Origin of the sequence: Staphylococcus sp. GDY8P131P, assembly GCF_017891975.1 — a bacterium.
Classification (GTDB): domain Bacteria; phylum Bacillota; class Bacilli; order Staphylococcales; family Staphylococcaceae; genus Staphylococcus; species Staphylococcus nepalensis.
This window is the reverse complement of record NZ_JAESKF010000002.1, coordinates 378,976-403,288: the sequence shown is the minus strand read 5'-3', so window position 1 is coordinate 403,288 and position 24,313 is coordinate 378,976. Positions and strand designations below refer to the sequence as shown.

Sequence of the window (24,313 nt, the reverse complement as noted above, 5' to 3'; positions counted from 1 at the left end):
CTATACTTCAACCTGTATTAATTAAAATGTGTCGATAAATATTTGCCAGATACGTATAGTTCGTGCTGTTTACAAATATTTAGCACCTCTGCTAAATCAGTACCAAATTTCATATCACTTAATAACTCATTTGTATTTAATGGCACTTCGGTATGAATTTTCGCCAAATTCTTTGATAATTTTAAGTTATATATATTGTCTTCAATTTTTTTACGTTGGCTAGGCGTTAATTCGTGTAGTGCATCTAAAACTGCTTCAACAGAACCATGTTTTTGAATGAGCTTTATAGCAGTTTTTTCTCCAATTCCTTTAACGCCAGGATAGCCATCAGCACTATCCCCCATAAATGCTTTGACATCAATTAGTTGCAATGGGTTTAACCCATATTCACTTTGAAACCGATCCAGCGTGTAGCGATTGTAAATATTAAATCCTTTTTTAGTGAGCCATATTTCTACATTTGGATTAATGCATTGTAGGATATCTTTATCTCCGGTAACTACATAAATCTGGTTTTGATCTGAATATTGATGAGTTAATGTACCTATAACATCATCCGCTTCATAGTTTTGAACCCCGATATTTACAAAACCGAATTGTTTTGAAATTTCTTTAACATAATCAAACTGAGGAATCAGTTCTGTAGGTGGTGCTGGGCGATTTTGTTTATAACCATCATACATATCATTTCTAAAAGTAGATTTTCCCATATCCCAACATACAGCTACATGTGAAGGTTGAATTTCATTTATTGCTGTGAATACATGGCGAACAAATCCTTGAACACCATTTGTAGGAGTGCCATAAGAATTACGCATAAATTGTTTATGCAAACTTGTGGCATAAAAGTGGCGGAATAATAAAGCCATGCCATCTATTAATAATATTTTTTTAGACATTGTGAGTACCTCTTTCTCAATTTACAATTGTGCTTTTAATTTATGGTTGGTTTCTTGAAGCTGTTGAATTAATGTGTTGTCCATTTCAAATGATAATAGTTGTTTAATTTGTGAATGGATATCTTTTTCGTAGTGGGTGAATTTCTTCTCAATATCTTGGTTTAAGATATCTATAATCTCTATGAGTCCTTTTCTTAAATCAGCAATACATGGTTTGAGCAATTCTATTGTATTTTGAGTAATTGCTCTTTGGATTTCATTCTGTGTTTTAGATTGTATTATATTTTTTTTCGTAAGTGTTTTAGGTAAAGATGAAATCATTTCACTTAATTCAATTTTTAGATAAGGGTTTTCTAAATCGATATTGGATTTATTAAATTCAGGCTCAATAAATACATGTACCTGTGCTAATTTTTGTTTTAAAGGGGCAAGTTCTTCATGTATTTGTTGGATAAAATATTTTTTAACACGTTCAACGAGTAAAGATTGCTCTAGATATAACCTTTGATGAATTTGATCTAAATATGATTTTGTAGATTTACGTTTCTGTTCATTAAAATTATTACTTCGAGTCATTTGACCATTATAAATGGATTTAACTTCGTCCAATAATTGTATTTTTAAGCGTTCATTTAAATGATAAATTTGATCTTCCACTTCATTTGCAGCACGTTGTTCAGCAATTTGTAAGATATTAGAATTCATTATCGTTTGATTTTGATAATTTTCAAGTTTGCTTTTGCGTTGCTTGATTTGAGTTTGATTGTGTTGTGCTTCTTCAATCATTTGGTCAAATGCTTTTGAAATGTGTGTTAGTTGTTTGACCATTTGTTGTTGTAAGATACCTTTTGATGCCACTTCTGTAAAATATGTTACGCTACTTTTTAATTTTTCAATACCTGAATCACCATTTTTCAGGCCTTCTCGGCTAGAAACAGCAAAAATATCAGAATGCATATTCACTTGGTTAAGCGCATCACTTACATATTCAATAACAGCGTTTAGATCCTCTTCAGTTTCTGCTAAATCAGTGGCATTTACCACCATCTTAAAGGCCTGATTTTCATTTAATTGATTCATTTCTTTCATATGTTCAATGAAACGTTTGTCATTTTCCGTGAAAGAATGATTAAAATAACTCACGTAAAGTATTAAATCAGAAGAAGTCAAAATCTTTTCTGTTTCGTTTGTGTGACGTTGATTATTAGAATGTAAACCGAGTGAATCTACAATGATTTTGTCTTTTAACCATTCTAAAGGTAATTTCAAATGAACGGTATTCACAAATGTTGCGAATTCATCTTCTGCACTCCACTTTTTAATTTCATCTTGATTGATTGCGTGCGTCAGACCTTCTTTTAACATATCTTGATACATTGCATAGTGCTTTTCAATGGCGTTGATAAAGGCTAATTTATTTTTTTCTAATGAAGATGTTAGCTTATTTGTATTTTGTTTAAAAAATGATTCGATTGTGTCGAAACTTCGGTTATCAACTTCAAATAATTGATTTAGTTCTTCTAGGATTTGCGCTTCGGGCTTAAGTGTAATTTGACTTTCATCACCATAGCTTAATTCTGTCATTGCTGCTGTCGTAGGGTTTGGAGAACTTACAAGATACGTCCCTCCCAGAAGTGCATTAATTAAACTGCTTTTTCCAGCGCTAAACGTGCCAAAAACACCAATTTTAACTGTTTGATTATCAAGCCGTTCCAATGTATTATGAATGTCTTCTTTTGTTTGTTCAAACAGTGGTATATCCTTAATTAATTTTAAAGAAGATCTAATGTCTTGTGTTGATGGTTGATCGTTTGAAGCGACATTCGTTTTCACATTGTTACGTTTTTTAGTTTCTGATTGCTGTGGTTTGGGCTGATAGGTGATCTTTTCTCTATCTATCAACTTGTCTAATGAATCATCAATATGGATGTAGTAATGCATATAATTTTGCGTTTCTAAGGAGTCTCTTAAATTACGCATTTCAATAAATTTTACATAATCATTGTAATCATCTTCTTGCTCAATACCGATATCATTGGCTTGAGAATGGTGGATTGCTTCTTTAAATAATGGTTCCGTTTCTTTAGAGATAAACTGTTTAATAGATTTCATTAAGTCGTCTGAAAAAGTTAATACATACTGGTTACTAATTGAAATCTGCATTTGATATAAGTCATCTATAAGTTTAGATGGTATAGTATAATGTTGATTTAAAATCGCGTCGTTCACTTTTGAAGCATTGATAAATCTAGTTAAAAATGACATGTCTTCTCTTAAAGGTTGACGTATTTCTTGATTAACTTTTTCTTGTAATTGTTCAAGAAGCACTTGGCGTCTAATTTGTTGTGTTTCTAAAGTCTTTTTCTTTTTATTAAATATGCCACCTACTTTAAAATCTTTTGTGCGGCTTTCCAAATAAGTCCTTATCTTTTCTCTAGTGTCATGTGTCATTACATACGCATTATCCAAGATAGCTTTGCGTTTTTGTTTCAAGAAGTCGTATAGTTTATCTGGATTATTTAATAATTTGGCTTCTTCGCTAACTTGTTGATGCTGTTGAAAATTTAAATATGCTTGGTCAAAATCTTCTTCAAAAATATCAAGTTCTGTTAATATGTGTTGAATTTCATGTTGAATAAATGATAATTGTTCTTCTGTTATAAAATTAACAATACGATTGACATAATCTGACATTTGCTCTCTATCTTCATCTTTTTTAACGAGATAATCTGACAATGTTTGGATTTGGTTATGTTTATGATCAAATTTAGAAACATAAAAAGTTTGATCTAAATCAATGCCCCATTCGTTTATTGATTTTTCAACTCTTTCTTTAAATAAATCAAAAGGTATTTCGTCTTCGTTATGCTTATCGATTTGGTTAATTATAAAAACGACAGGAACACCTGCGTGGTTTAGTTGTTTCATAAATTGGAAATTCATTGCTGATTGGACATGATTATAGTCTACTGTATAGAACAATACATTGCTTGTATACATAAATTCTTCAGTGCTAGATTGATGCGTTGTGACGTTCGAATCTACACCTGGTGTATCTTGTAGCGTAAACCCTTTGTTAAACTTCTTGGATGGAAATTTAATTTCTACTGATTCCACATCTATATTTTCGCGGTTCATTTGTTTAACTTCATCATAACTATTTAATAATGTATACCTCTGATTAGTTAAGTTTGCGATTATGCCTGGTTCTTCAGCTACTGAAACAATAGCTGTATTACTAGTTGTTGGTACAGGTGAACTAGGTAGTATACTTTCTTCTAATAATAAATTAATTAATGTTGATTTACCTGCTGAAAAATGCCCTACGAAAGTCGCTGTATATTGTTCTAAAAACACTTTTTTAATAACTTGGTTTATAATATGGACAAGTCTATGATTTTTGGATTTTTCAACCTCTTTTTTTAATTTATATAAAATATCGAGTTGCTTCGTTTTAGACATAAGATTGTATCCCCTTTATTACTTTTATGTAATTATTTCTATTGTATAACAAATTAATGTGGGTCTAAAGTAAGTTTATGAAATTAGATTGTATTTAGTATTTCTTTGGCATACTGTGAAAATATATTTTATTACTGAAAAATATGCGCAATATATTATAAACTCCAAATTAAAAAATACCACCTAAAATGGTGGCATTTACATACCGAGAGAAAAATTAGATTGAAATGATGCCTCGTTTATTTATAAACGTTATTCATTTCCATCTCGGCTTATTAAAATTGGTGTTTGGTTTACTAATACCAATGTTGTCTTTTAAATAAAGTTTGGGATTTTTAGCGATATTAACTGCTACAGCAGCCACACTTTTTCTAGAAACTTCTGTCCCTTTAAATTGATCTGTTTTATGTGTGATTTCATAATCAATTTCGTTAGTATCTGTTAACCATGCTGGTCTTAAAATAGTATAATTAATATTTGAATTTTCTATGATATCGGCTGCTTTTCTGTAAACAGGTAAATAATCTCTAATCTGCTCATCGACCCACTGTCCAAATTCACCTGGAACTTCATTATATATACCTAAAGCAGCCACAAATATTAAACGGTCAACTTTATTTTGTTCCATTGCTTTAACAATATTGCTTGCTTCTTTGTCTAATTCTCCAGAGAGACTGGCAAAGACGATATCAACATCTTCCATCGCATGATTAACGTCTTCAAAATTTGTAGCATCGCCTTCACGTACTCTTATACGGTCTGATGCATAGTCAGGTAATCTATTCGCATCCCTTAAGAATAATCTCAATGTATAAGATGTGTTCTCTAAAAATGAATTAATAGCGGCTTTAGAAACAGCTCCATTTGCCCCTAATATTAATACTCTTGTCATAAAATCACTCCATTATTATATATGCTTTAAAAATAGCGAAATAAATTTTATTTTTTAATTATCTTGATAATATAATGTTTATTTTGAATCAACCGTTTTCTCTATCTCTTTTAACAATACTACAAATAAGCTATTTATACTAATAATATATTTGGTGTATTATTTTTTAAAAAAGAGTTAATAGCTTGTGCATTTTAAATGTATATATCGATTTAATATATTATAAAAAATCTCTAAGGGTAATTATACGAGCATTACCTTTAGAGAAATAATGAGTGTTTTTAATTGATTGCTGGGTTTTTATTTTTTTTGATCTTAATATATTGAGAAGTACTATAAATAATGATACCAACCCAAATAAAAATAAATGTAACAAATTGGTCCATACTAAATGGTTCTTTGAATAAGAAAACACCTAATATAAACATGATTGTAGGACCAACATATTGAATGAAACCAGTTAAAGAAAGTGGTATTCTTCGAGCACCTGCTGAAAATAGTATAAGCGGAATTGCAGTTATGGCACCTGAGAAAATCAACCAAAATGAAGAACTATTATACCCAAATGTTAGACTACCTTGTTGCCATATATACCATAAATATATAATCCCAGCTGGAGCAGTAACGATACATTCTATTGTAATACTGCTAATCGCATCTATAGGTACAATCTTTTTAATCAGGCCATATATACCAAATGAAAAAGCAAGTAGTAATGAAATGCCAGGAAATACTCCTACCTTAATAGTCATATATAATACACCAATTACTGCAAATCCAATAGCTATCCATTCGAATTTATTAAAACGTCCTTTTAAAAATATCAACGCTAGTAAAATACTTACAAGTGGGTTGATGTAATATCCTAAACTCGATTGCAACACGTGACCATTTGTAACTGCCCATATAAACGTCCCCCAATTAACCGTGATTACATAACCAGCTACAATTATAGCTACAAGTTGTATAGGGTTAGTTATCAGTTGTTGGACATCGCGTTTGAAAGGCGCGGTATTTTTAGTGAATACGACAACCAATAACATAAATATCATTGATAGTATGATCCGAAACGCTAATATTTCAAATGCGCCAATGTCTTCTATTAAATCCCAATATATAGGAAGGATCCCCCATAATATGTAGGCACTAAAAGCAAATAATATACCTTTTTTAAATTCACTATTCAATTGTGGCACCTCTTTCTAAAAATTAAAATGGTTTACTTTCTAGGTTTTTTATCACCCCAATATTGATAATATGTACATTCGATATAACCGTTGAATAATTTTCTTCTTTTAGTTGCTTTTTTATTAACTAAAAATTCGAATTCACTGTTACTTGTTAATATATATGATGATAAATAAGGATGTTGTTGCATTAACTTACCGATGTAGCGATACATTGCTTCAACTTCTTCTCTGTCACCAATACGCTCACCATAAGGTGGATTACCAATTAATGCGATTGGTTCTTCTGATTCTATCGATAATGTATTAACATCTTTAACGCTAAAATTAATAATATCTGCTAAACCGACCTCTTCAGCATTTCTGCGAGCTATTTCTATCATTTCTGGATCAATATCGGACGCATAGATTTCTAATGGTCTATCGTAATTCGCTTGTTGATCTGCTTCATCTCGTAATTGGTCATATAATCCATCAGGCATGATCTCCCAAGTTTCTGAAACAAAGTCACGATTAAAGCCTGGCGCAATGTTTTGAGCAATTAGGCATGCTTCAATTGCGATTGTCCCGGAACCACAAAATGGATCAATTAGGGGTGTATCTCCAGTCCAATTTGCTAGTCTAATCAAACTAGCAGCAAGCGTTTCTTTAATTGGCGCTTCGCCCTGTGCCAACCTATAACCACGTTTATTCAACCCTGAGCCAGAAGTATCGATTGTGAGTAAGGCGCTATCTTTTAATAGTGAGACTTCAATCGGGTATTTAGCACCAGATTCATTTAACCAACCTTTTTCTTGATAAGTTTCTTTTAAACGTTCTACAATCGCTTTTTTGACGATTGCTTGGCAATCTGGAACACTAAACAATGTTGATTTAACACTACGGCCTTGTACTGGAAAATTCCCTTCTTTTTCAATTAATGTTTCCCAAGGTAATGCTTTCGTTTTCTCGAATAATTCATCGAATGTTTTAGCGTTAAATTGACCTACTACAATTTTTATTCTGTCTGCAGTACGCAACCATAAGTTACATTTAACTATTGCAGTTTCATCGCCTTCAAAAAAGATTTTGCCATTTTCCACAGTTGTTTCATAACCAAGCTCTTGAATTTCTTTTGAAACGATGGCTTCTAATCCCATAGGGCATACAGCTAGTAATTGATACATTGTTTTGCTCCTTTTTTATATTGTTTTAATTATATTTTATCAAAAGTTATTTTAAATAGATATGACCATATTCTAGAGGTTATGATGTAACTTAATATCTTAGTCTCAAATATCTTTTTAACAGAAAATGATTGAATTAAAATTATGATTATTTCAAGTCTGTTCAATCACAATTATGACGTATTTGCCCACTTTGTGTAAGAAGTTTTTATTAGAAAGTTATAATTTATCTTAAATTCGTATTTTTAACAATTAAAAAAGCTCTCCTGTATGGGAGAGCTTGGGCCTAGTAATGATGTTTCTATAAGCCATGTTTTGTACCTTTGTACTGCCAACGTGTACTAGTTACACTCGTACGCCGGTGGTAACCATCTGTCTACATACTATAAAAAGTATGCCTTATTTATACGTTGAATTTCGTTAAATAAGTGCTCCTACCTAATTTGGATTGCTCACTCGAGGGGTTTACCGCGTTCCACCTTTTATATTTCTATAAAAGCTACGTCACTGTGGCACTTTCAAACTATTTTAACCGTATCCTAAGACTTAGGTTATTTCATTGCCGTCAACTTAATGCCTTGACTTATTGTTTCATCAAGCACGAACACTACAATCATCTCAGATTGTGTGAGCATGGACTTTCCTCTATATCGCTATAGCGATTACCCAAAACACCATCCTTAGTAGTATATCATTTTTAACATTTCAAAACAAATAAAATAAGATAAGTTTTGATTTTTCAAAACTTATCTTTATGTAGATACTACAAATCTACGTTGGTATATTCGTTTAAATTATAATGGTTGTATTACTTTCCAAACACAGCTTTTTCTAAGTTGGAAATTCTTTTTAAAATATCTACGTTGTTCCCATTATTGCTAGAATTGTTATTGACATTACCATTAGATGAAAAGTTTTTATTTTCTTGTGGTCTAGATGTGGCTACACGTAATCTCAATTCTTCAAGTTCTTTTTTTAGTTTATTATTTTCTTCAGAAAGTTTAACAACTTCATTATCTAAATCTGCCATCTTTTGATAATCAGCTATGATGTCGTCTAAGAAAGCATCTACTTCTTCCCTTCTATAGCCACGTGTCATAGTTTTTTCAAAATCTTTTTCATAAATATCTTTAGCTGATAATTTTAATGAAATATCTGACATATTTTCCCACCTCATTCGAAACTTTGTTCTTGAGACCACTGCAAATCGTTAATAAATTCCGTTAATTCATCGAACGAAACAATGTCACAAGTATAATTTGTTTTTTCCATAAAATCAACTAACATTTGCTTAAAGTATTTTGGACTGGCTTCTTGTTCCTCATCGTAAATGAGTAGCGATTGATCTGTATGATCGAGCATAAATTGATCTGTCTGTTTAAATTGATGTGGCCCTACATAAGGCGTGTGAAACACGCTATCTACAAAATCAGACTGTTGTACAATTCGGTTATATTTTGCTTGATTTTGTTCATTCCATTTATCAGTATGGCCATAAAATGGTGTAACGATACCAAGTTTGAGATCAGGATATGTTGCTTTCAAATTAATAACCACTTCAGCCGTCCATAATTCTATACCCATCTGTCCTTGTATTAATACCCATTCAAGTCCTTCTTCAATCAACTGTTTTAATTTATGAGCAATAAATTTTTTTAAATAAGAAACTTCAGGTGCGTCATCTTTAAAAATATTAAGTTCAAACGATTTATAACCTGTGACATAAATTGTTTTTATCATAAGTTGATATCACTTCTTTGTATATAACTTAAATCATATTGTACAGCTTTCACTTTTTCAGTGAATAGCTTTCGGCTTGTTCTTTTGAAATGACATTCTACTGATAAAGCTTCAATGTTTGATATTAATAAATCAAATTTTCTCTTATTCATATAAGGTAATTGAAGCATTTTAGCTTCGTAAGCTTTTAATGAAACTAATAGTTCATCTATGTTTCTAGTGAATGGTACAACGTCTTTATAAAAGTCATAGTCTACGACATCTGCTTTGACAAATTCATATCTGTCTTGCATAACTTGTACATCATTTAATAGTTGGGTGAATAATTGTTGCATGAAGTTTCCTCCTACATACTAAATTTACCACAAATGAATTTAATAGTCATTTTTGAAATGCACACCTTACATTTATGTCATATATAAAGCATATTTAACGTCTAATATTGTTTAATTGAACAAAGCACGTTAAAATATACATGATGTATGTACAGATACATTGCTTTATATATCATAGTTTGGAAAAAAAGACAGTTTTCAGGTATAATGAAAAAAGTTTTTGAAACCAAATTAAAGTGGTGAAAAACGATGAATTATCCTAATGGGAAACCATTTTATGGAAATAAGTCTCAAGTCGGACGAACTCATAAGGAAGAAAAGGGTAAAATAAACTATGGTGGCAGAGGCATGTCACTAGAGAATGATATTGAATTATCAAACACCCACTATTTGAAACTCGGACAAGCTGTTATACATAAAAAGCCAACGCCGGTACAAATAGTAAACGTTCATTATCCTATGAGAAGTAAGGCAGTGATTAATGAGGCTTATTTCAGAACGCCTTCGACTACTGATTATAATGGTATTTATAACGGGCATTACTTAGATTTTGAAGCGAAGGAAACAAAAAATAAAACTTCCTTTCCATTAAATAACATGCATGAACATCAAGTGTTACATATGGATGCTTGTTTTGAACAAGGAGGTACAGTGTTTTTATTAATACGCTTTAAATTAATAGATGAAGTTTATTTATTGCCTTATAGCAAATTTAAATATTATTGGCATCGGTTTAAAAAAGAGATTAAAAAGTCGATTACGGTTGAAGAAATAAGAAAAAATGGTTACTATATTCCTTATCAGTATCAACCAAGATTGAATTACCTCAAAGCAGTTGATAAGTTGATATTAGATGAAAGTGAGGACCGCGTATGACGGAGAAGAAAAGGACTACGAATTCTAATAAGAATAGTAAGTCTGGAGAAAAAAAGAATAGGAATATAAAAAGAACAATTATCAAGATAATTGGATTTCTCATCATAGCATTTATTGTTCTAGCATTAATTGGTATTTTGTTATTTGCTTATTATGCTTGGAAAGCGCCTGCATTTACAGAATCAAAATTACAAGATCCAATTCCTGCTAAAATATACGATAAAGACGGTGATTTGATTAAAACCATTGATAATGGACAACGACGAGAACATGTTGATTTAGACGAAGTGCCTAAAAACATGAAAGCTGCAGTATTAGCAACTGAAGATAATCGTTTCTATGATCATGGTGCACTTGATTACAAACGTTTGTTTGGCGCCGTAGCTAAAAACTTTACAGGTGGATTTGGTTCAGAAGGTGCTTCAACGCTAACGCAACAAGTGGTTAAACGTTCGTTCTTAACGGATCAAAAATCAATTGCGCGTAAAGCTCAAGAAGCTTACTTATCGTATAGGCTCGAACAAGAATATAGTAAAGATGAAATTTTTGAAATGTATTTAAATAAAATTTACTATTCAGACGGTGTTTATGGTGTGAAAGCTGCAGCTAAGTATTACTTTGATAAAAATTTAAAAGATTTAAATTTAGCTGAACAAGCATATCTTGCTGGATTGCCGCAAGTTCCGAACACATATAATATTTATGATCATCCAGAAGCAGCAGAGTCGCGTAAAGACACTGTTTTATATTTAATGGAATATCATAATAGAATTTCTAAGAAAGAAAAAGAAGAAGCGCAAGACACCTCTATAGAAGATAACTTAGTTAACCGAAGTTCTGAAGAACGCAAAGTCAGCGAAGATAATTCAACTGAAGAATATGACTCATATATTAACTTCGTAAAATCAGAATTAATGAATAATAAGGAATTTAAAGGTAAAAACTTAGGCGAAGTTCTAAATAGTGGTGTTAAAATTTACACAAATATGGATAAAGATGTTCAACAAACTTTACAAGATCGTGTAAATAATGGTAGCTACTATAAAAATGAAGACCAACAAGTTGGTGCTTCTATCGTAGATAGTGAATCTGGTGGATTAGTTGCAGTATCTGGTGGTAGAAATTACAAAGATGTTGTTGATAGAAACTTGGCTACTGACGCGCACCCTACTGGTTCATCATTAAAACCGTTCTTAGCTTATGGCCCAGCTATAGAAAATATGAATTGGGCTACAAATCATGCTATCCAGGACGAAGAATCTTATCAAGTAGATGGCGTGACATTTAGAAACTATGATATGGAAGGTCACGGAGAAGTTAAGTTATATGATGCCCTACGTCAAAGTTTCAATATACCAGCGTTAAAAACTTGGCAATCTACCAAAGAAAATGCTGGTAATGATGCACCAAAACAATTTGCTAACAATGTAGGTTTAGATTATGAAGGAGAGATTGGGCCTTCTGAAGTACTAGGTGGTTCATCATCAGAATTCTCCCCTACTCAATTAGCATCAGCATTTGCAGCTATTGCAAATGGCGGCGAATATAATAATGCGCATTCAATTAAAAAAGTAGAAAAAGAAAACGGAGAAGTAATTAATTATGATCACACTAGTAAAAAAGCGATGAAAAACTCTACTTCTTACATGCTAGCAGAGGTACTTAAAGGTACATTCGAAGCATATGGTTCTGCTTATGGTCATAATATTTCTGGTGTGAATGTTGGCGCCAAAACTGGTACAGGTACTTATGGTAACCAAACATATCAAGAGTACGGATTACCTGATGATGCCGCAAAAGACGTTTGGATGAATGGATTTACACCAAAATATAGTATGTCCGTTTGGATGGGATTCAATGAAGTTAAACAAGGTGGCGTCAACTCATTTGTTGGTCACGAAGAACAAGAATATCCACAATTTTTATTTGAAGATGTAATGAGTACAATTTCACCTAGAGATGGTCAAGACTTTACAAAACCTGATTCAGTAAATGGTGATAGTAAAGATAGTTTATCTGTTGCAGGTCATTCTGATGACAATACAACGAGCAAAAAACCACAAGGTCAAGGTGGAAGCAGCAGTAGTAACAGTAATAGTAACAGTGACTCATCATCCGATTCTAATAGAAATAGTTCGAGTAACGATTAATTAAATGTTTTGAGTGAAATAGTTATTAATATGAACTCATAACAATAAGAAGTGCTTGGGATACCCATCCCAAAATTTAGCCCCAAAAAGAATGCTTTAGTTAGAAAACTTTTTGGGGCTCATTTTATAGGCTCTATACTAAACAGGACTGATACAAAAATCAGTCCTGTTTTTTGGTAAAAAAAGCGTAGAAATCTGGTTCAGTGACAATACAAACTGACGTTTTTTTATGAGTTAGAGACATTTATGCTTCAAAGACCTCTCTTTTATTTTGGTGGTTATATAAAGCATACTTACGCATGAGCCAAGGGCTGCGTAACCATAATAATAGGTTAAGCGTCTACGTCTAAAATTTCTTTTACACACCTTTTATGGAGACAATTACTTTTATAGCAGTACGTTTATATTCTATTTAGTAACCAAAGCCATAACCAATCTTCGTCATCTACTCAGAAAAATGTGATTTTTGTCCCGTTCCCTTCTTTTTTTGACGAATTTGATACGAAGCATTCATTTTAATTAATTCTGATTTGAGTGTTTTCATTTGTCTATAGCCCATAAAATGATACTTCCGAGCAACCATATAATGATAACGCTCTTCAAAATTCATAGGCACAATAGGATAGTCGGATAAATGATTAAAGTCAATTGTATTAATACCATTGATTTGTAAAAAAAAAGTTTCAATCATATCAAAATATTGATCTAATAATGCTTTAGCTTGTGGTGATTTTAATTTTTTCTGTTTAGAAAATGCATCAATTTGTAATTCCATGTCTTTAAAGTCTTCTTTTGAAATCAATCAGTTCACACTTCTTTCAAACTTGCTTTATATCGTTTTTGTCCTTCTCTACATACATCAAATAATGGACATATATCACATTTAGGGCTGCGTGCTAGGCAGTGATAGCGTCCAAAGAAAATGAGCTGATGATGTGTTTTATTCCATCGCTCTCTTGGGACTACTTTACATAATTTATCTTCAACTTGTCTTACGTTGTCTTTCCATCTACATATACCCAATCGTTTAGATACACGTTCTACATGTGTATCCACAGCTAACGAAGGCTCATTAAAAGCTACACTCATAACTACGTTTGCTGTTTTACGCCCCACACCTGCTAGACTTTCAAGTTCAGCATGTGTCTCTGGGATAATGCCGTTAAATTTTTCTAACAATGATTGACATAGCTTTTGAATATTTTTAGCTTTATTTCTATATAAACCAATGGTGCGAAGGTCGTTTTCGAGTTCTGAAATATCAACATTAATATAATCTTCGGGGGTTTTATACTTTTTAAATAAATGTTTAGTCAGTTTATTTACTGAAACATCTGTAGTTTGTGCTGACAACAATACTGCAATGGTTAATTCAAATGGATTCTCATGTACAAGTTCACATTCTGCATCTGGAAACATATTTGAAATAACATCGATCATTTCTAATGCTTTTTTATTACTTATCATCTTGATTCTCCTCATTAAGCCAATCAAATTTAGGTACTTTTTTAATTGTGTGTTTCATTTTAGGTTGGTTAAATTGTCGGCTTATTTTTTTTGAATCTTCAATGGTTTTTACATTGTTCTTTTTCCAATTTAATAATATTCTATCAATATATTTAAAATTAAGTTTATTTTGACTTTGTGCTTCATCCAAAGCTGCTTGAATGATACTTAATTCATGTTTGTCTACATCCAACCATTGGTTTAAAGTCTCAATTTCGTATGGTGATAAAGGCCTACCGAATGCTTGCTCAATTTTTTGAAAAAGCGTGTTAAATTCAAGCTCAGATTGCTTGTGACTTTTATCTACATTAATTTGATCGATTATATCACTTAATTTATTATAAAATTGGTCGAGGTTCATATATTCAGTGAACTTACCTTCTTCATCTTTATTAACATTTAGTTCTAATAAGTCGTGCTGAATCAGACTTTGTATGATAGAAGTAGTTTCTCTTGAATCTAGTGATGTGCCTCTTTGTAAAGATTCAATGGGCGGCTGTTTATTCGTAGTTTCAGATGCGTAGATTAATTTAATTAGAATGACTAGTTCACGCTCATTGATACCTAACTCATTGTAGTGATCTAATAATTCTTTACGAATAACCACAGGCCTTGTTTTAAGTATATCTTTATCCAAATGATTTCCTCCTACCTATATAGTTGTTATAAAAACGTCCAGCCATAAATAGACTGGACGTAGTTAGTTTCATTGATTGTACTATGGATATAAACGGTTTAATAAACGAGGGAATGGCGCGGTTTCACGCACGTGTTCTACCCCTGATAACCATGCGACTGTTCTTTCAAGCCCTAATCCGAAACCACTATGTGGCACACTACCATAACGACGTAAGTCTAGGTAGTAACTATAGCTTTCCGGGTCTAATTCAAATTCATTGATACGTTGTTCTAGCAATGCAAGATCATTGATACGTTCTGAACCACCAATGATTTCACCATAACCCTCTGGCGCGATTAAATCAGCACAAAGGACTGTTTCTTCATTCTCTGGGTTTGGTTGCATATAGAAAGGCTTGATTTTTGTTGGATAGTTAGTGATAAATACAGGTAAATCATAATGATTTGCAATTGCAGTTTCATGGGGAGCGCCAAAGTCTTCACCCCATTCGATGTCATCAAAGCCTTGTTCTTTTAAGAATATAACTGCATCATCGTATGTGATACGTGGAAACGGTGTCGCGACTTTTTCAAGTTTAGATGTATCACGCTCTAATGCATTTAATTCTAATTTGCAATGATTTAAAACTGATTTAACAACATGTGACACATATTGTTCTTGAATCTCTAAACTTTCATTATGGTTACAAAATGCCATTTCTGGTTCAATCATCCAGAATTCAATTAAGTGACGACGTGTTTTTGATTTTTCCGCACGGAATGTTGGACCAAATGAAAATACTCTGCCATGTGCCATCGCAGCCGCTTCCATATATAGCTGTCCACTTTGTGATAAAAAGGCATCTTGATCAAAGTATTTGGTATGGAACAATTCGCTTGTGCCTTCAGGAGCACTTGCTGTTAATATTGGTGGATCAATCTTTGTAAAACCATTATTATTAAAGAATTCGTATGTTGCACGAATAATTTCATTTCTAATTTTCATAACCGCGTGTTGTTTCTTTGAACGTAACCATAGATGGCGGTGATCCATTAAAAATTCTGTACCATGATTTTTAGGTGTGATTGGATAATCGTGTGCTTCTGAAATGATTTCAATTGATTTAACTTGCATTTCATAGCCTAAATCAGAGCGGTTGTCTTCAGTGATAACACCAGTAATATACAGTGAAGATTCTTGCGTAATATCTTTAGCTGATTGGAAAGTATCTTCATCTACGTCAGCTTTGACCACAACGCCTTGCATAAAACCTGTGCCATCTCTTAATTGCAAGAATGCGATTTTACCGCTTGAACGTTTGTTTGTTAACCAAGCACCAATAGTTACTTCTTGGTTAATATAATGTTTTGCTTCTTTTATCGTTGTCTTCATAACTAAACTCCTAATTTTATTGTAATCTTCTTTTATTAATCCTTATATATTTTAACAAAATCAAGTTGCAAGTTCTAGTTGCGTGTATCAACTTTTAGCGGCGTTTTGTCTCTTTTTGTAACTTTTTAAGTAAACTTGAGAATTGTTTGATATCGCCTTTTCTTTGACGATAATTTTCTAATGATTGTTCAAAGAATTGTTTGTAGTTGCTTCGGATTAAACGATCATCGAAAGAGACTATAATACCCTTATCTTGTTCATTTCTTATTAACCTTCCTAAACCTTGCCTAAATCGAGTAACGGCATCCGGTAAAACAAAGTCTTTAAATGTTGAAGTAAATTCAGATTCCATTAACCAATATTTTGTATTGTTATGATTCATAAAAGGTAATTTTGTAATCATAACACATTTTATTCCGTTGGATTGGAAATCAAAGCCTTCAAAAAATGTGCCAGTACCTAATAGAATTGCTTTATCAAAACTATTAAATTGTTGTACAATTTTATAGTTTTGGTTTTGTTGCTGTGTTAATACGACATAATCTTCAAATTCAGGTAACTCATTTAATAATTCTTGTACCATGTGCATCATTTTGTAGCTTGTAAATAGTATTAAACATTTTGATTCAACGATAGTAGTATATTCAATAACGTAATTAACGATAGAACTCACATAATCGTCTATATTTTTATAGTTATATGACGCTACATCATTTGGTATAAAGACAGTTGTTTGATTCGGAGACACTGAAGAAGTATCAATTTCATAGGTGTTGAATGTTATATCTTTATTAAACCATTGTTTGAAATTTTCGAATGAGTGATTAAATGTTAATGTACCAGAGATAAAGGTTAAAGCGTTAAATTTATCTAATACTTGTTTGGTTAATATCTCTTTGACATCGTAATCTTTAACATTCAATTTTATTGTAGATTTTTGATGGATATTTTTAATTGATAAATAACTAATATGACTATTTTTTAAGCTATTTTCAATCGCTCTAAACCTATCAGTGATATATAATAGTTGCTTTCTAACTGTTTTAATTGTTTTGTGGCTCATACCATTGAAGAATTCTAATGTCATATTTAATTTATGAATAATAGAATGTAAATCATTCAAAATTGGAGTTACATCAAAATGATATACGAAATGAATTTTATGTGCGTCATCATCGTGAACTTCCGATTGTTGTATCATATGAAACATAGTGCTAAACAGTTGCTCATTTAAATCATGTATTTCATTAATATTCGTTTTTAAGCCAAAAACATCAATTGGAGGTATATCTAACTTTTCGAGGATACGTTGTTGCTCCAAATGGTCTATAGCTGCTAACAATTTTTCATTTTCAGTTTTACCAATCAGACCTAATTGATATTTAATATCAGCATAACTTAATTCGTTTGTGACTTGATTTAATGCGTAATCTGGTAATCTGTGTGCTTCATCTATAATACAATCATCGAATAATTGGTAAATTGTATTGTCGTGTGATGCGTGGATTAAATGAGCATGGTTGGTAATACCGATTTGAATATTTTGAGCATTGCGTTTAATAAAGTTGAAATAATTGATATCATTACGAACTGGCACATAAGTCTCTAATTTTTGTTCGTAATACATTTTTTGACCGCCTTTTAAGTCTAACTCTTGAATATCACCAGTATTAGTTTCTGTGATCCATATGAGTAATTGCATTTTTAAAATACTGACTTCATAATTATTAGACTCATCTTTTAAAATTTGGCTCATTAATCCCAAAGAAATATAATCTCGTTTACTTTTAATCAACGACGCATTTATTTTAAAATTTAAAGCTGATTTAATTGCTGGAATATCTTTTTCTAATAATTGATTTTGTAACAATTTTGTATTAGTTGAAATCATTACATGTTTGCCTGTTTCAATATTATACATGAGTGATGCAAGTAAATAAGCAAATGATTTACCACTGCCTAACGGTGCTTCTATCATTGCTTTTTCGCTATTCATCAATTGTTCTAATATAATTTCAGATAAATATAATTGTTGTGGCCGATAGGTCAAATTGAGTTTCTCTGTGAGGTCGGAATATAAATCTTTTAGTGTGCCATTAAAGTTTGCTGTTGGCGCTTTAAAATCTTTTTGTTTTTTGTAAATAATTTGTTCGAATTGTGTAAAATCGTCCTCTAATACATTATTTGTATGAGTTCTTGCCATTTCAAAAAGAATATCATGTAAATCATATTTTAAATTTTTACTTAGATAATATAGTTGTTTCAAAGTATCTATGTGCAATGCTTCAAATTTATTAAATGCCAAAATCATAAGCTGTGCAGTTGTAGCCGCATCTTCATCAGCGCGATGCGCATTGTTTAAAGCGATGCCGTGCGATTCAGCTAATTCACTCAACTGATAGCTTTTGTCTGTTGGAAAAGCTACTTTGAACAATTCCAAAGTATCTAACACTTTCTTTGGTCGATATTTAATATTACAATTTTTAAAAGATTTTTTGATAAAATTTAGATCGAAAGTTACATTGTGCGCTACAAAAATACAACCTTCAATTTGTTTATAAATATCTTCGGCAATTTCATGGAAATATGGTGATTGATCTAGCATTTCTTCTTCAATTGAAGTTAATGCCTGTATAAAAGGAGGAATTTCTAAATCTGTCTTAACCATAGAATGGTAGGTGCCAATGATTTTATTCTCACGCACAAAAGTAATTCCTATTTGAATGATCTCATCATAATCCAATTGATTACCTGTTGTTTCTAAATCAACAACAGCATAACAAGGTTGTGTCATATGCATTCCTCCTTTCTTTTATATTAAAGTTCAATATCCGCACTCATTAATTTATGATATTCTTTTTGGTTGTCAATAACGATAAGATAACCTTCGTCGTCAATATCGATTGCTTCTCCTTGAAATTGGTTTCCATTGTCAGTAAATTTTAGGGTTCTATTCCAAATATTCGAAGCTTCAATATACTCTTTTCGAATAGTAGAGAATGGTTGATTTAGAAATTGGTTATAACGTTTTTCGATTTGATGAATCAATACTTCTAATAATTGATAACGATGTATTTTTTGGTTAGCATGTATTCTCATACTTGTAGCTTTCTGTTGTAGCTCGCCTTGAAAATCATCAGGTAAATGATTCATATTGATGCCAATACCACATATAACTGCTTCTATACCATCACTATTAGCCACCATTTCAGTTAAAAAACCACATGCTTTTCTACCATCTATATAGATATCATTCGGCCATTTTATAGTTACTTTATCATTACAAAATCGTTGCATTGTATCTTTAATACCTAATGCCATAAACAAATTAAATTTAGTAATCATTTCAAATGATACTTTGGGACGCAAAACGATAGACATCCATAGCCCATTACCACGGGGTGAATCCCATGGTCTATTGAAACGCCCTTTACCGTTTGTTTGCTCGTCACTTAAAATCATAAAGGTCTCTGAATTCCCTACCAGTTTTTGTTTGGCTAATAATTGTGTGGAATCAATCTGTTCTAACACCTCGACATGGTTGAACATCGCTTGTGCATCAATTAAAGACTCTACAATCCCACTATACCATTTATCTGGGAGTTCAATTAAACAATGACCTTTGTGGTTAATAGATTCTATATCGCACCCTTCGCTTTTAAGTTGATCAATCACCTTTTTAACTGCTGTTCGAGATATAGAGAGATGTTCCGCAATAAATTGACCAGAAATATAATTGGATTGATGTTGATATAACAGTTGCATCACATATTTACTATATTTAGACATGCGTTTTCACCCACTTAATGAGTTCTGGTTTAATATTTTGGACGTCTCCATCTATAATGGCACACTCAATTTCTCTTAGCGCTGTCTTGAGCCAAGGGCCACTTGGTTTATTTACGAGATTAAGCAAATCTTTACCATTTATGTCGATTTCTTTTCTAGATTGAATAGGGAGCTGATTAGCGATCTCTTTGACAGATTGTGCATTAACGATTAACGGTGAAACATTTGGCAAATTATTTTTGACGATTAACGTTGTAAAGGTTAATACATTTAATATGTCTTTTTGACTATAATCGTAAACAAATAATTTAAAATCCGATTTTGATTTAATGTTCGGTAACTGGGTCAATATGCTTTCTAACTTACCTATATGTTTTTTTTCGTTGTTACTTATTTTTAAGTCATTAAGATGACCTTTTACATTCGGTTGTTGTACTTTTAATAAAGCTATAAACAATGAAAATGGTACCGATTCATCTAAAATCATTTGCGATAAATCATAGTGCTTAAAAAATGGGATGTAGTTAAACGCTTTAAAATATTGTAAATTTTGGAAACTACGATCGATATAGCGACCCGATGTTAATTTTTTAAGTTCAATAACAATACGTTCAATTGATAGATATTTAATATCACTGATATGTGATTTCATACCATGAAAAGTGTTCTTTTCTATTGTAAAACCTAGTTGTGCTTGGAAACGTAAGCCTCTTATGATTCTCAAAGCATCCTCATTAAATCGTTCGTGTGCATTTCCCACAGTTCTTATGATATGGTGATCGATATCTTGTTGACCACCAAAGTAGTCGAGGATATGGTAGTCTGCATCCATTGCTATAGCATTCATCGTAAAATCACGTCTTTTAACATCTTCGTATAACTCGCGAACGAAAAAAACTTCGTTAGGTCTACGGTGATCCTCATAGTCACCCTCTGCTCGGAAAGTTGTAACTTCGTAATGTTCGCCATTATAAACTACATTAATAGTGCCATGCTCTCTACCAATAGGGATTGTCTTTTCAAATATGGCTTCGATTTCTTCAGGCATCGCACTTGTAGTAATATCGATATCATGAATTGGTTTATGCATTAAAAAGTCTCTGACGGACCCACCAACAAAAAATGCTTGATATTCATTTGATTGTAAAGTTTTTAAAATAGGTTTTGCTTGTTCAAATATTGATTTAGTCATTATTATCCTCTAACATTTTTTTATAATAGTATTCATATTGGTCAGCGATTAAATCAGAAGAAAAGCGTTTTGCAACGTCTTCTAACATACGTTGTTGCATTTCGTTATACAATTTATCATTCGTTAGTAATTCCAATGCATATGTACTTGCCGTGTTACTATCTCCTACATCAACAATAAACCCTGTTTCTTTATGTTTGATGACTTCTTTGATGCCACCTGCTGTTGAACCAATAGGTAAGACACCTGACTTCATTGCTTCAAGTAACGTGAGGCCAAAGCTCTCTTTTTCACTTAATAATAACACTAAATCAGAAATCTGATAAAATTCACTTACCCAGTTTTGTTTACCTAAAAAAAGTACCGAATCTTCTATATTGAGTTCACGTGCTTTTTCTTTCATATCCATTAATTGCGGGCCATCACCTAAAAGAATAAGTTTTGAAGGTAACTGTTGATGTATCTTAGCAAACGTTTCAATAACTGTGTCAATGCGTTTGACAGTTCTAAAATTAGAAACATGGATAATCACTTTATCCTCAGGATTTATACCATAACATGCTTTTAATTCTAAATCTGCTTTGCTTGGTGTATCACCTTTTGTAGGAAACTCTTTTTCCCTAACGAAATTATAAATAGGAATAATTTCTTTATCAGTTTCAATGATATCTGTTGTTTGTTGTGCAAGTGATTTACTTACACTTGTAACAATGTCGCTACCTTCTATTCCAAACTTTATTGCATTTTTTAAAGAATGATCATAACCCAATACGGTAATATCAGTTCCATGTAGTGTTGTCATTATTTTAATGTCTTTACCAGACATGTGTTTAGCTAATATACCACAAACCGCATGTGGTACAGCATAATGCATATGTAATAGATCTAAATCATATTCGTTAATGACTTCAGCAATTTTTGTGCTTAAAGTGATATCATATGGCGCGTACTGAAACACTGCATATTGATTTACTTCAACTTGGTGAAATGTAATATTCGATAAAGGTTTGCGAATTCTAAAAGGTATATTTGATGTTATAAAATGGATATCATGACCTCTTTCCGCTAACTTGATACCCAATTCAGTTGCGATAATACCAGAACCACCCATAGATGGGTAACATGTAATGCCTATTTTCATAGGTGGAACACCCTTTCTTTGATTATATTAATCTATTTTCTTTCGAAACGATTTTTATCACGTGTATTAAATTTTTCCATAGTTTCGTTAAAGCTTTCAGTCATATCTATATCTAAGGAATTAGCAATACACAATAACACGAATAAATTATCACCGAGCTCAGCTTTTACTGAATTAACCTCTTCTGTATCCTTTTTCTTCTTCTCCCCATAATAGTGGTTGATTTCTCTTGATAATTCCCCTACTTCTTCAGATAATCTTGCCAGATTTGCTAGAGGAGAAAAGTAACCTGTCTTAAACTGACTGATATACGTATCAACTTCAGTTTGCATATCTTTCATTGATTTCATATTAAACGCCTCACATTCTAACGGTTTCTTATATAGTATAGACTAATTTTATGCTTCATGCATTATTCCTGCAACCCTTAGATTATATTTAAAAATCAGTTGATAGTTTATTCATTTTGGATAATTTAAAAAGGACTCATTACACGTACACTTCAAATAAGGACGAAACATAGTGCGGTTTGTGGCACATCTAAGATTTTCACTGTCTTTATAATCAATAATCATATTTGCGGTATAAAAAAATCCTACCATGTAAACATGATAGGAGATATCTTAATAGTTTATTCACTTGATCTAGCAATTAAAATGAAACGTGCAAGTTCTGCTAATGCTACAGCAGTTGATGCTACATATGTCATAGCAGCTGCAGATAGTACTTTCTTAGCATGTCGATATTCATTTTCGTTAACGATGTCTAAACTTTTAATTTGTTTCATCGCTCTACTACTTGCATCAAATTCAACTGGTAATGTGATAATTGAAAACAATACTGCAAATGACATTAAAGCAATACCAATCCAAAGTGCGGTAGAGCCTAATGTGCTCTGTAAACTAGTTAAAATAATACCAGCAAATACTGCCATATAACCTAATGAACTACCAATATTAGCTAGAGGTACCAGCGAAGTTCTAAATCTTAAGAAGAAGTAACCTTGCGCATGTTGAATCGCGTGGCCTACCTCATGCGCTGCGATGGCAGTACCAGCTACTGAAGGTCTGCTAAAGTTTGCTGGTGATAAGACAAGCACTTTTTTACTAGGATCATAATGATCTGTTAAGAAACCTTTTCCTTCTACAACATCTACGTCGTAAATACCGTTTGAATGAAGTATCTCAAGAGCCACTTCTCGCCCTGTTTTACCACTAGTAGATCTTACTTGTGAATACTTTTCATAGTTAGATTTAACCTTGTGCTGTGCCCATAGAGGCAAGACCATTAAAATAACAAAGTATATAATCATATAAATAAAAGACAAAAATCCTCACTCCTTTATTAATATTTTACTGTGGACGTTAATAATGGTCAAATATTTTATCCTTTTTAAATCGAGTTAAACTTAAATATAACACTAAAGGCATAATACTTAACCAAAATGCCAAATAAGCTATTGATTCGACATGACTCGCAATAAAATCATAATAAGGATATTGCATAAATACATAATCGATGATGTCATTGTGGAAAACCCATACCATCGCTATAAAAAATGCTACGATAGTCACTTTAAATCTTGGATAAAAAATGAAAGCTTCAATTGCCATAATACCGTGAGATAGTATGAGCATACAACCTGTGATTGTAATCATATCGTATTGAATAAATAAAATGATATTCATAATGACAGCCCATACACCATATTTAATGAGTGAAACAAATGCGAGCGCTTCAATAATAGGCAAATTCTTGCCTATAATCAAACCTGCGATAGCAATACATAGAAAAAGCGATGCAGTTGGGCTATCGGGCACAAAAGGTATGAATTGCCATTGTGTAATACTTATTTGTGAACCATACCAAATATACCCATAAATTGTCCCTAATAAATTACATACTAATAAGAAATACAACATACCTTTGTTATAAATAATAAGTTGCCAGAGCGTATTCATATTCAT

Annotated in this window: 21 protein-coding genes and 1 other RNA gene; 2 read left to right on the top strand and 20 right to left on the bottom strand. The window is 32.0% G+C overall.

All coding sequences use genetic code 11. The features are described from left to right. Window positions 1-17 precede the first annotated feature (17 nt). The 9 genes from KA894_RS02545 to KA894_RS02505 all read right to left on the bottom strand — a co-directional run bounded on the left by KA894_RS02545 (window position 18) and on the right by KA894_RS02505 (window position 9,681). Window positions 18-899, bottom strand: a complete 882-nt coding sequence (locus KA894_RS02545; RefSeq protein WP_096809696.1) for a 5'-3' exonuclease — start codon at window positions 897-899, stop codon at window positions 18-20. A 21-nt stretch (window positions 900-920) separates the two neighbouring features. After that, window positions 921-4,361, bottom strand: coding sequence for a dynamin family protein (locus KA894_RS02540; RefSeq protein ID WP_103372745.1), 3,441 nt, complete (start codon window positions 4,359-4,361; stop codon window positions 921-923). Window positions 4,362-4,617: 256 nt separating this feature from the next. Beyond that, the gene (locus tag KA894_RS02535; protein WP_096809691.1) at window positions 4,618-5,253 is read right to left on the bottom strand and encodes an SDR family oxidoreductase; all 636 of its coding nucleotides are present in this window, start codon (window positions 5,251-5,253) and stop codon (window positions 4,618-4,620) included. A 281-nt stretch (window positions 5,254-5,534) separates the two neighbouring features. Further along, on the bottom strand, window positions 5,535-6,440 hold the full coding sequence (gene rarD / locus KA894_RS02530) for an EamA family transporter RarD (RefSeq protein ID WP_210133685.1): 906 nt from the start codon (window positions 6,438-6,440) through the stop codon (window positions 5,535-5,537). A 32-nt stretch (window positions 6,441-6,472) separates the two neighbouring features. Next, on the bottom strand, window positions 6,473-7,606 hold the full coding sequence (locus KA894_RS02525; RefSeq protein WP_103372747.1) for a THUMP domain-containing class I SAM-dependent RNA methyltransferase: 1,134 nt from the start codon (window positions 7,604-7,606) through the stop codon (window positions 6,473-6,475). Between the two features lie 299 nt (window positions 7,607-7,905). After that, window positions 7,906-8,280: RNase P RNA component class B (gene rnpB, locus KA894_RS02520), an RNA gene on the bottom strand. A 134-nt stretch (window positions 8,281-8,414) separates the two neighbouring features. Then, window positions 8,415-8,768 carry a cell division regulator GpsB gene (gene gpsB / locus KA894_RS02515; RefSeq protein ID WP_096809685.1) on the bottom strand — a complete coding sequence of 118 codons (354 nt, stop codon included), beginning with the start codon at window positions 8,766-8,768 and terminating at the stop codon, window positions 8,415-8,417. An 11-nt stretch (window positions 8,769-8,779) separates the two neighbouring features. Beyond that, complete coding sequence (locus KA894_RS02510) at window positions 8,780-9,346, bottom strand: SLOG family protein (protein ID WP_103372748.1); 567 nt, start codon at window positions 9,344-9,346, stop codon at window positions 8,780-8,782. Further along, on the bottom strand, window positions 9,343-9,681 hold the full coding sequence (locus tag KA894_RS02505) for a DUF1798 family protein (RefSeq protein ID WP_096809681.1): 339 nt from the start codon (window positions 9,679-9,681) through the stop codon (window positions 9,343-9,345). The genes KA894_RS02510 and KA894_RS02505 overlap by 4 nt, the downstream gene beginning before the upstream one ends. Window positions 9,682-9,930: 249 nt before the next feature. Here KA894_RS02505 and recU point away from each other — a divergent pair, with 249 nt between their 5' ends. Both recU and KA894_RS02495 read left to right on the top strand, forming a co-directional pair. Beyond that, window positions 9,931-10,557 carry a Holliday junction resolvase RecU gene (gene recU, locus KA894_RS02500; protein ID WP_096809680.1) on the top strand — a complete coding sequence of 209 codons (627 nt, stop codon included), beginning with the start codon at window positions 9,931-9,933 and terminating at the stop codon, window positions 10,555-10,557. Next, on the top strand, window positions 10,554-12,707 hold the full coding sequence (locus KA894_RS02495) for a transglycosylase domain-containing protein (protein WP_115342150.1): 2,154 nt from the start codon (window positions 10,554-10,556) through the stop codon (window positions 12,705-12,707). Before recU ends, KA894_RS02495 begins: the two co-directional genes overlap by 4 nt. A gap of 445 nt (window positions 12,708-13,152) precedes the next feature. On the opposite strand, the gene KA894_RS02490 is transcribed toward KA894_RS02495, so the two are convergent. The 11 genes from KA894_RS02490 to KA894_RS02440 form a co-directional block, all read right to left on the bottom strand. Then, a complete protein-coding gene (locus tag KA894_RS02490; RefSeq protein WP_107643893.1) occupies window positions 13,153-13,509 on the bottom strand; it encodes a YpoC family protein in 357 nt (118 codons plus the stop codon). A 5-nt stretch (window positions 13,510-13,514) separates the two neighbouring features. Beyond that, on the bottom strand, window positions 13,515-14,174 hold the full coding sequence (nth, locus tag KA894_RS02485) for an endonuclease III (RefSeq protein ID WP_096809674.1): 660 nt from the start codon (window positions 14,172-14,174) through the stop codon (window positions 13,515-13,517). Beyond that, window positions 14,164-14,850 carry a DnaD domain-containing protein gene (locus tag KA894_RS02480; RefSeq protein ID WP_103372620.1) on the bottom strand — a complete coding sequence of 229 codons (687 nt, stop codon included), beginning with the start codon at window positions 14,848-14,850 and terminating at the stop codon, window positions 14,164-14,166. Before KA894_RS02480 ends, nth begins: the two co-directional genes overlap by 11 nt. Before the next feature lie 81 nt (window positions 14,851-14,931). Continuing rightward, window positions 14,932-16,224: an asparagine--tRNA ligase gene (gene asnS / locus KA894_RS02475; RefSeq protein WP_096809672.1), complete on the bottom strand. Its 1,293-nt coding sequence runs from the start codon at window positions 16,222-16,224 to the stop codon at window positions 14,932-14,934. A 94-nt stretch (window positions 16,225-16,318) separates the two neighbouring features. Next, window positions 16,319-19,018 carry a helicase C-terminal domain-containing protein gene (locus KA894_RS02470; RefSeq protein ID WP_115342149.1) on the bottom strand — a complete coding sequence of 900 codons (2,700 nt, stop codon included), beginning with the start codon at window positions 19,016-19,018 and terminating at the stop codon, window positions 16,319-16,321. Between the two features lie 23 nt (window positions 19,019-19,041). Further along, the gene (locus KA894_RS02465; RefSeq protein ID WP_096809670.1) at window positions 19,042-20,013 is read right to left on the bottom strand and encodes a biotin--[acetyl-CoA-carboxylase] ligase; all 972 of its coding nucleotides are present in this window, start codon (window positions 20,011-20,013) and stop codon (window positions 19,042-19,044) included. Beyond that, window positions 20,006-21,205: a CCA tRNA nucleotidyltransferase gene (locus KA894_RS02460; RefSeq protein WP_107643889.1), complete on the bottom strand. Its 1,200-nt coding sequence runs from the start codon at window positions 21,203-21,205 to the stop codon at window positions 20,006-20,008. The genes KA894_RS02465 and KA894_RS02460 overlap by 8 nt, the downstream gene beginning before the upstream one ends. Continuing rightward, window positions 21,198-22,346, bottom strand: coding sequence for an N-acetyl-alpha-D-glucosaminyl L-malate synthase BshA (bshA, locus tag KA894_RS02455; protein ID WP_096809668.1), 1,149 nt, complete (start codon window positions 22,344-22,346; stop codon window positions 21,198-21,200). The genes KA894_RS02460 and bshA overlap by 8 nt, the downstream gene beginning before the upstream one ends. A 32-nt stretch (window positions 22,347-22,378) precedes the next feature. Continuing rightward, window positions 22,379-22,696, bottom strand: a complete 318-nt coding sequence (locus KA894_RS02450) for a nucleotide pyrophosphohydrolase (RefSeq protein WP_096809667.1) — start codon at window positions 22,694-22,696, stop codon at window positions 22,379-22,381. Window positions 22,697-22,977: 281 nt separating this feature from the next. Then, complete coding sequence (locus tag KA894_RS02445; protein ID WP_096809666.1) at window positions 22,978-23,673, bottom strand: zinc metallopeptidase; 696 nt, start codon at window positions 23,671-23,673, stop codon at window positions 22,978-22,980. A gap of 37 nt (window positions 23,674-23,710) precedes the next feature. After that, window positions 23,711-24,313 (bottom strand): DUF1405 domain-containing protein, encoded by a 603-nt coding sequence (locus tag KA894_RS02440; RefSeq protein WP_096809664.1) that lies wholly within the window; start codon window positions 24,311-24,313, stop codon window positions 23,711-23,713.

Coding starts and splice junctions, on each gene's coding strand:
- KA894_RS02545 (WP_096809696.1), bottom strand. CDS start 899: ATGTCTAAAAAAATATTATTAATAGATGGCATGGCTTTATTATTCCGC.
- KA894_RS02540 (WP_103372745.1), bottom strand. CDS start 4,361: ATGTCTAAAACGAAGCAACTCGATATTTTATATAAATTAAAAAAAGAG.
- KA894_RS02535 (WP_096809691.1), bottom strand. CDS start 5,253: ATGACAAGAGTATTAATATTAGGGGCAAATGGAGCTGTTTCTAAAGCC.
- KA894_RS02525 (WP_103372747.1), bottom strand. CDS start 7,606: ATGTATCAATTACTAGCTGTATGCCCTATGGGATTAGAAGCCATCGTT.
- gpsB (WP_096809685.1), bottom strand. CDS start 8,768: ATGTCAGATATTTCATTAAAATTATCAGCTAAAGATATTTATGAAAAA.
- KA894_RS02510 (WP_103372748.1), bottom strand. CDS start 9,346: ATGATAAAAACAATTTATGTCACAGGTTATAAATCGTTTGAACTTAAT.
- KA894_RS02505 (WP_096809681.1), bottom strand. CDS start 9,681: ATGCAACAATTATTCACCCAACTATTAAATGATGTACAAGTTATGCAA.
- recU (WP_096809680.1), top strand. CDS start 9,931: ATGAATTATCCTAATGGGAAACCATTTTATGGAAATAAGTCTCAAGTC.
- KA894_RS02495 (WP_115342150.1), top strand. CDS start 10,554: ATGACGGAGAAGAAAAGGACTACGAATTCTAATAAGAATAGTAAGTCT.
- nth (WP_096809674.1), bottom strand. CDS start 14,174: ATGATAAGTAATAAAAAAGCATTAGAAATGATCGATGTTATTTCAAAT.
- asnS (WP_096809672.1), bottom strand. CDS start 16,224: ATGAAGACAACGATAAAAGAAGCAAAACATTATATTAACCAAGAAGTA.
- KA894_RS02470 (WP_115342149.1), bottom strand. CDS start 19,018: ATGACACAACCTTGTTATGCTGTTGTTGATTTAGAAACAACAGGTAAT.
- KA894_RS02465 (WP_096809670.1), bottom strand. CDS start 20,013: ATGTCTAAATATAGTAAATATGTGATGCAACTGTTATATCAACATCAA.
- KA894_RS02460 (WP_107643889.1), bottom strand. CDS start 21,205: ATGACTAAATCAATATTTGAACAAGCAAAACCTATTTTAAAAACTTTA.
- bshA (WP_096809668.1), bottom strand. CDS start 22,346: ATGAAAATAGGCATTACATGTTACCCATCTATGGGTGGTTCTGGTATT.
- KA894_RS02450 (WP_096809667.1), bottom strand. CDS start 22,696: ATGAAATCAATGAAAGATATGCAAACTGAAGTTGATACGTATATCAGT.
- KA894_RS02440 (WP_096809664.1), bottom strand. CDS start 24,313: ATGAATATGAATACGCTCTGGCAACTTATTATTTATAACAAAGGTATG.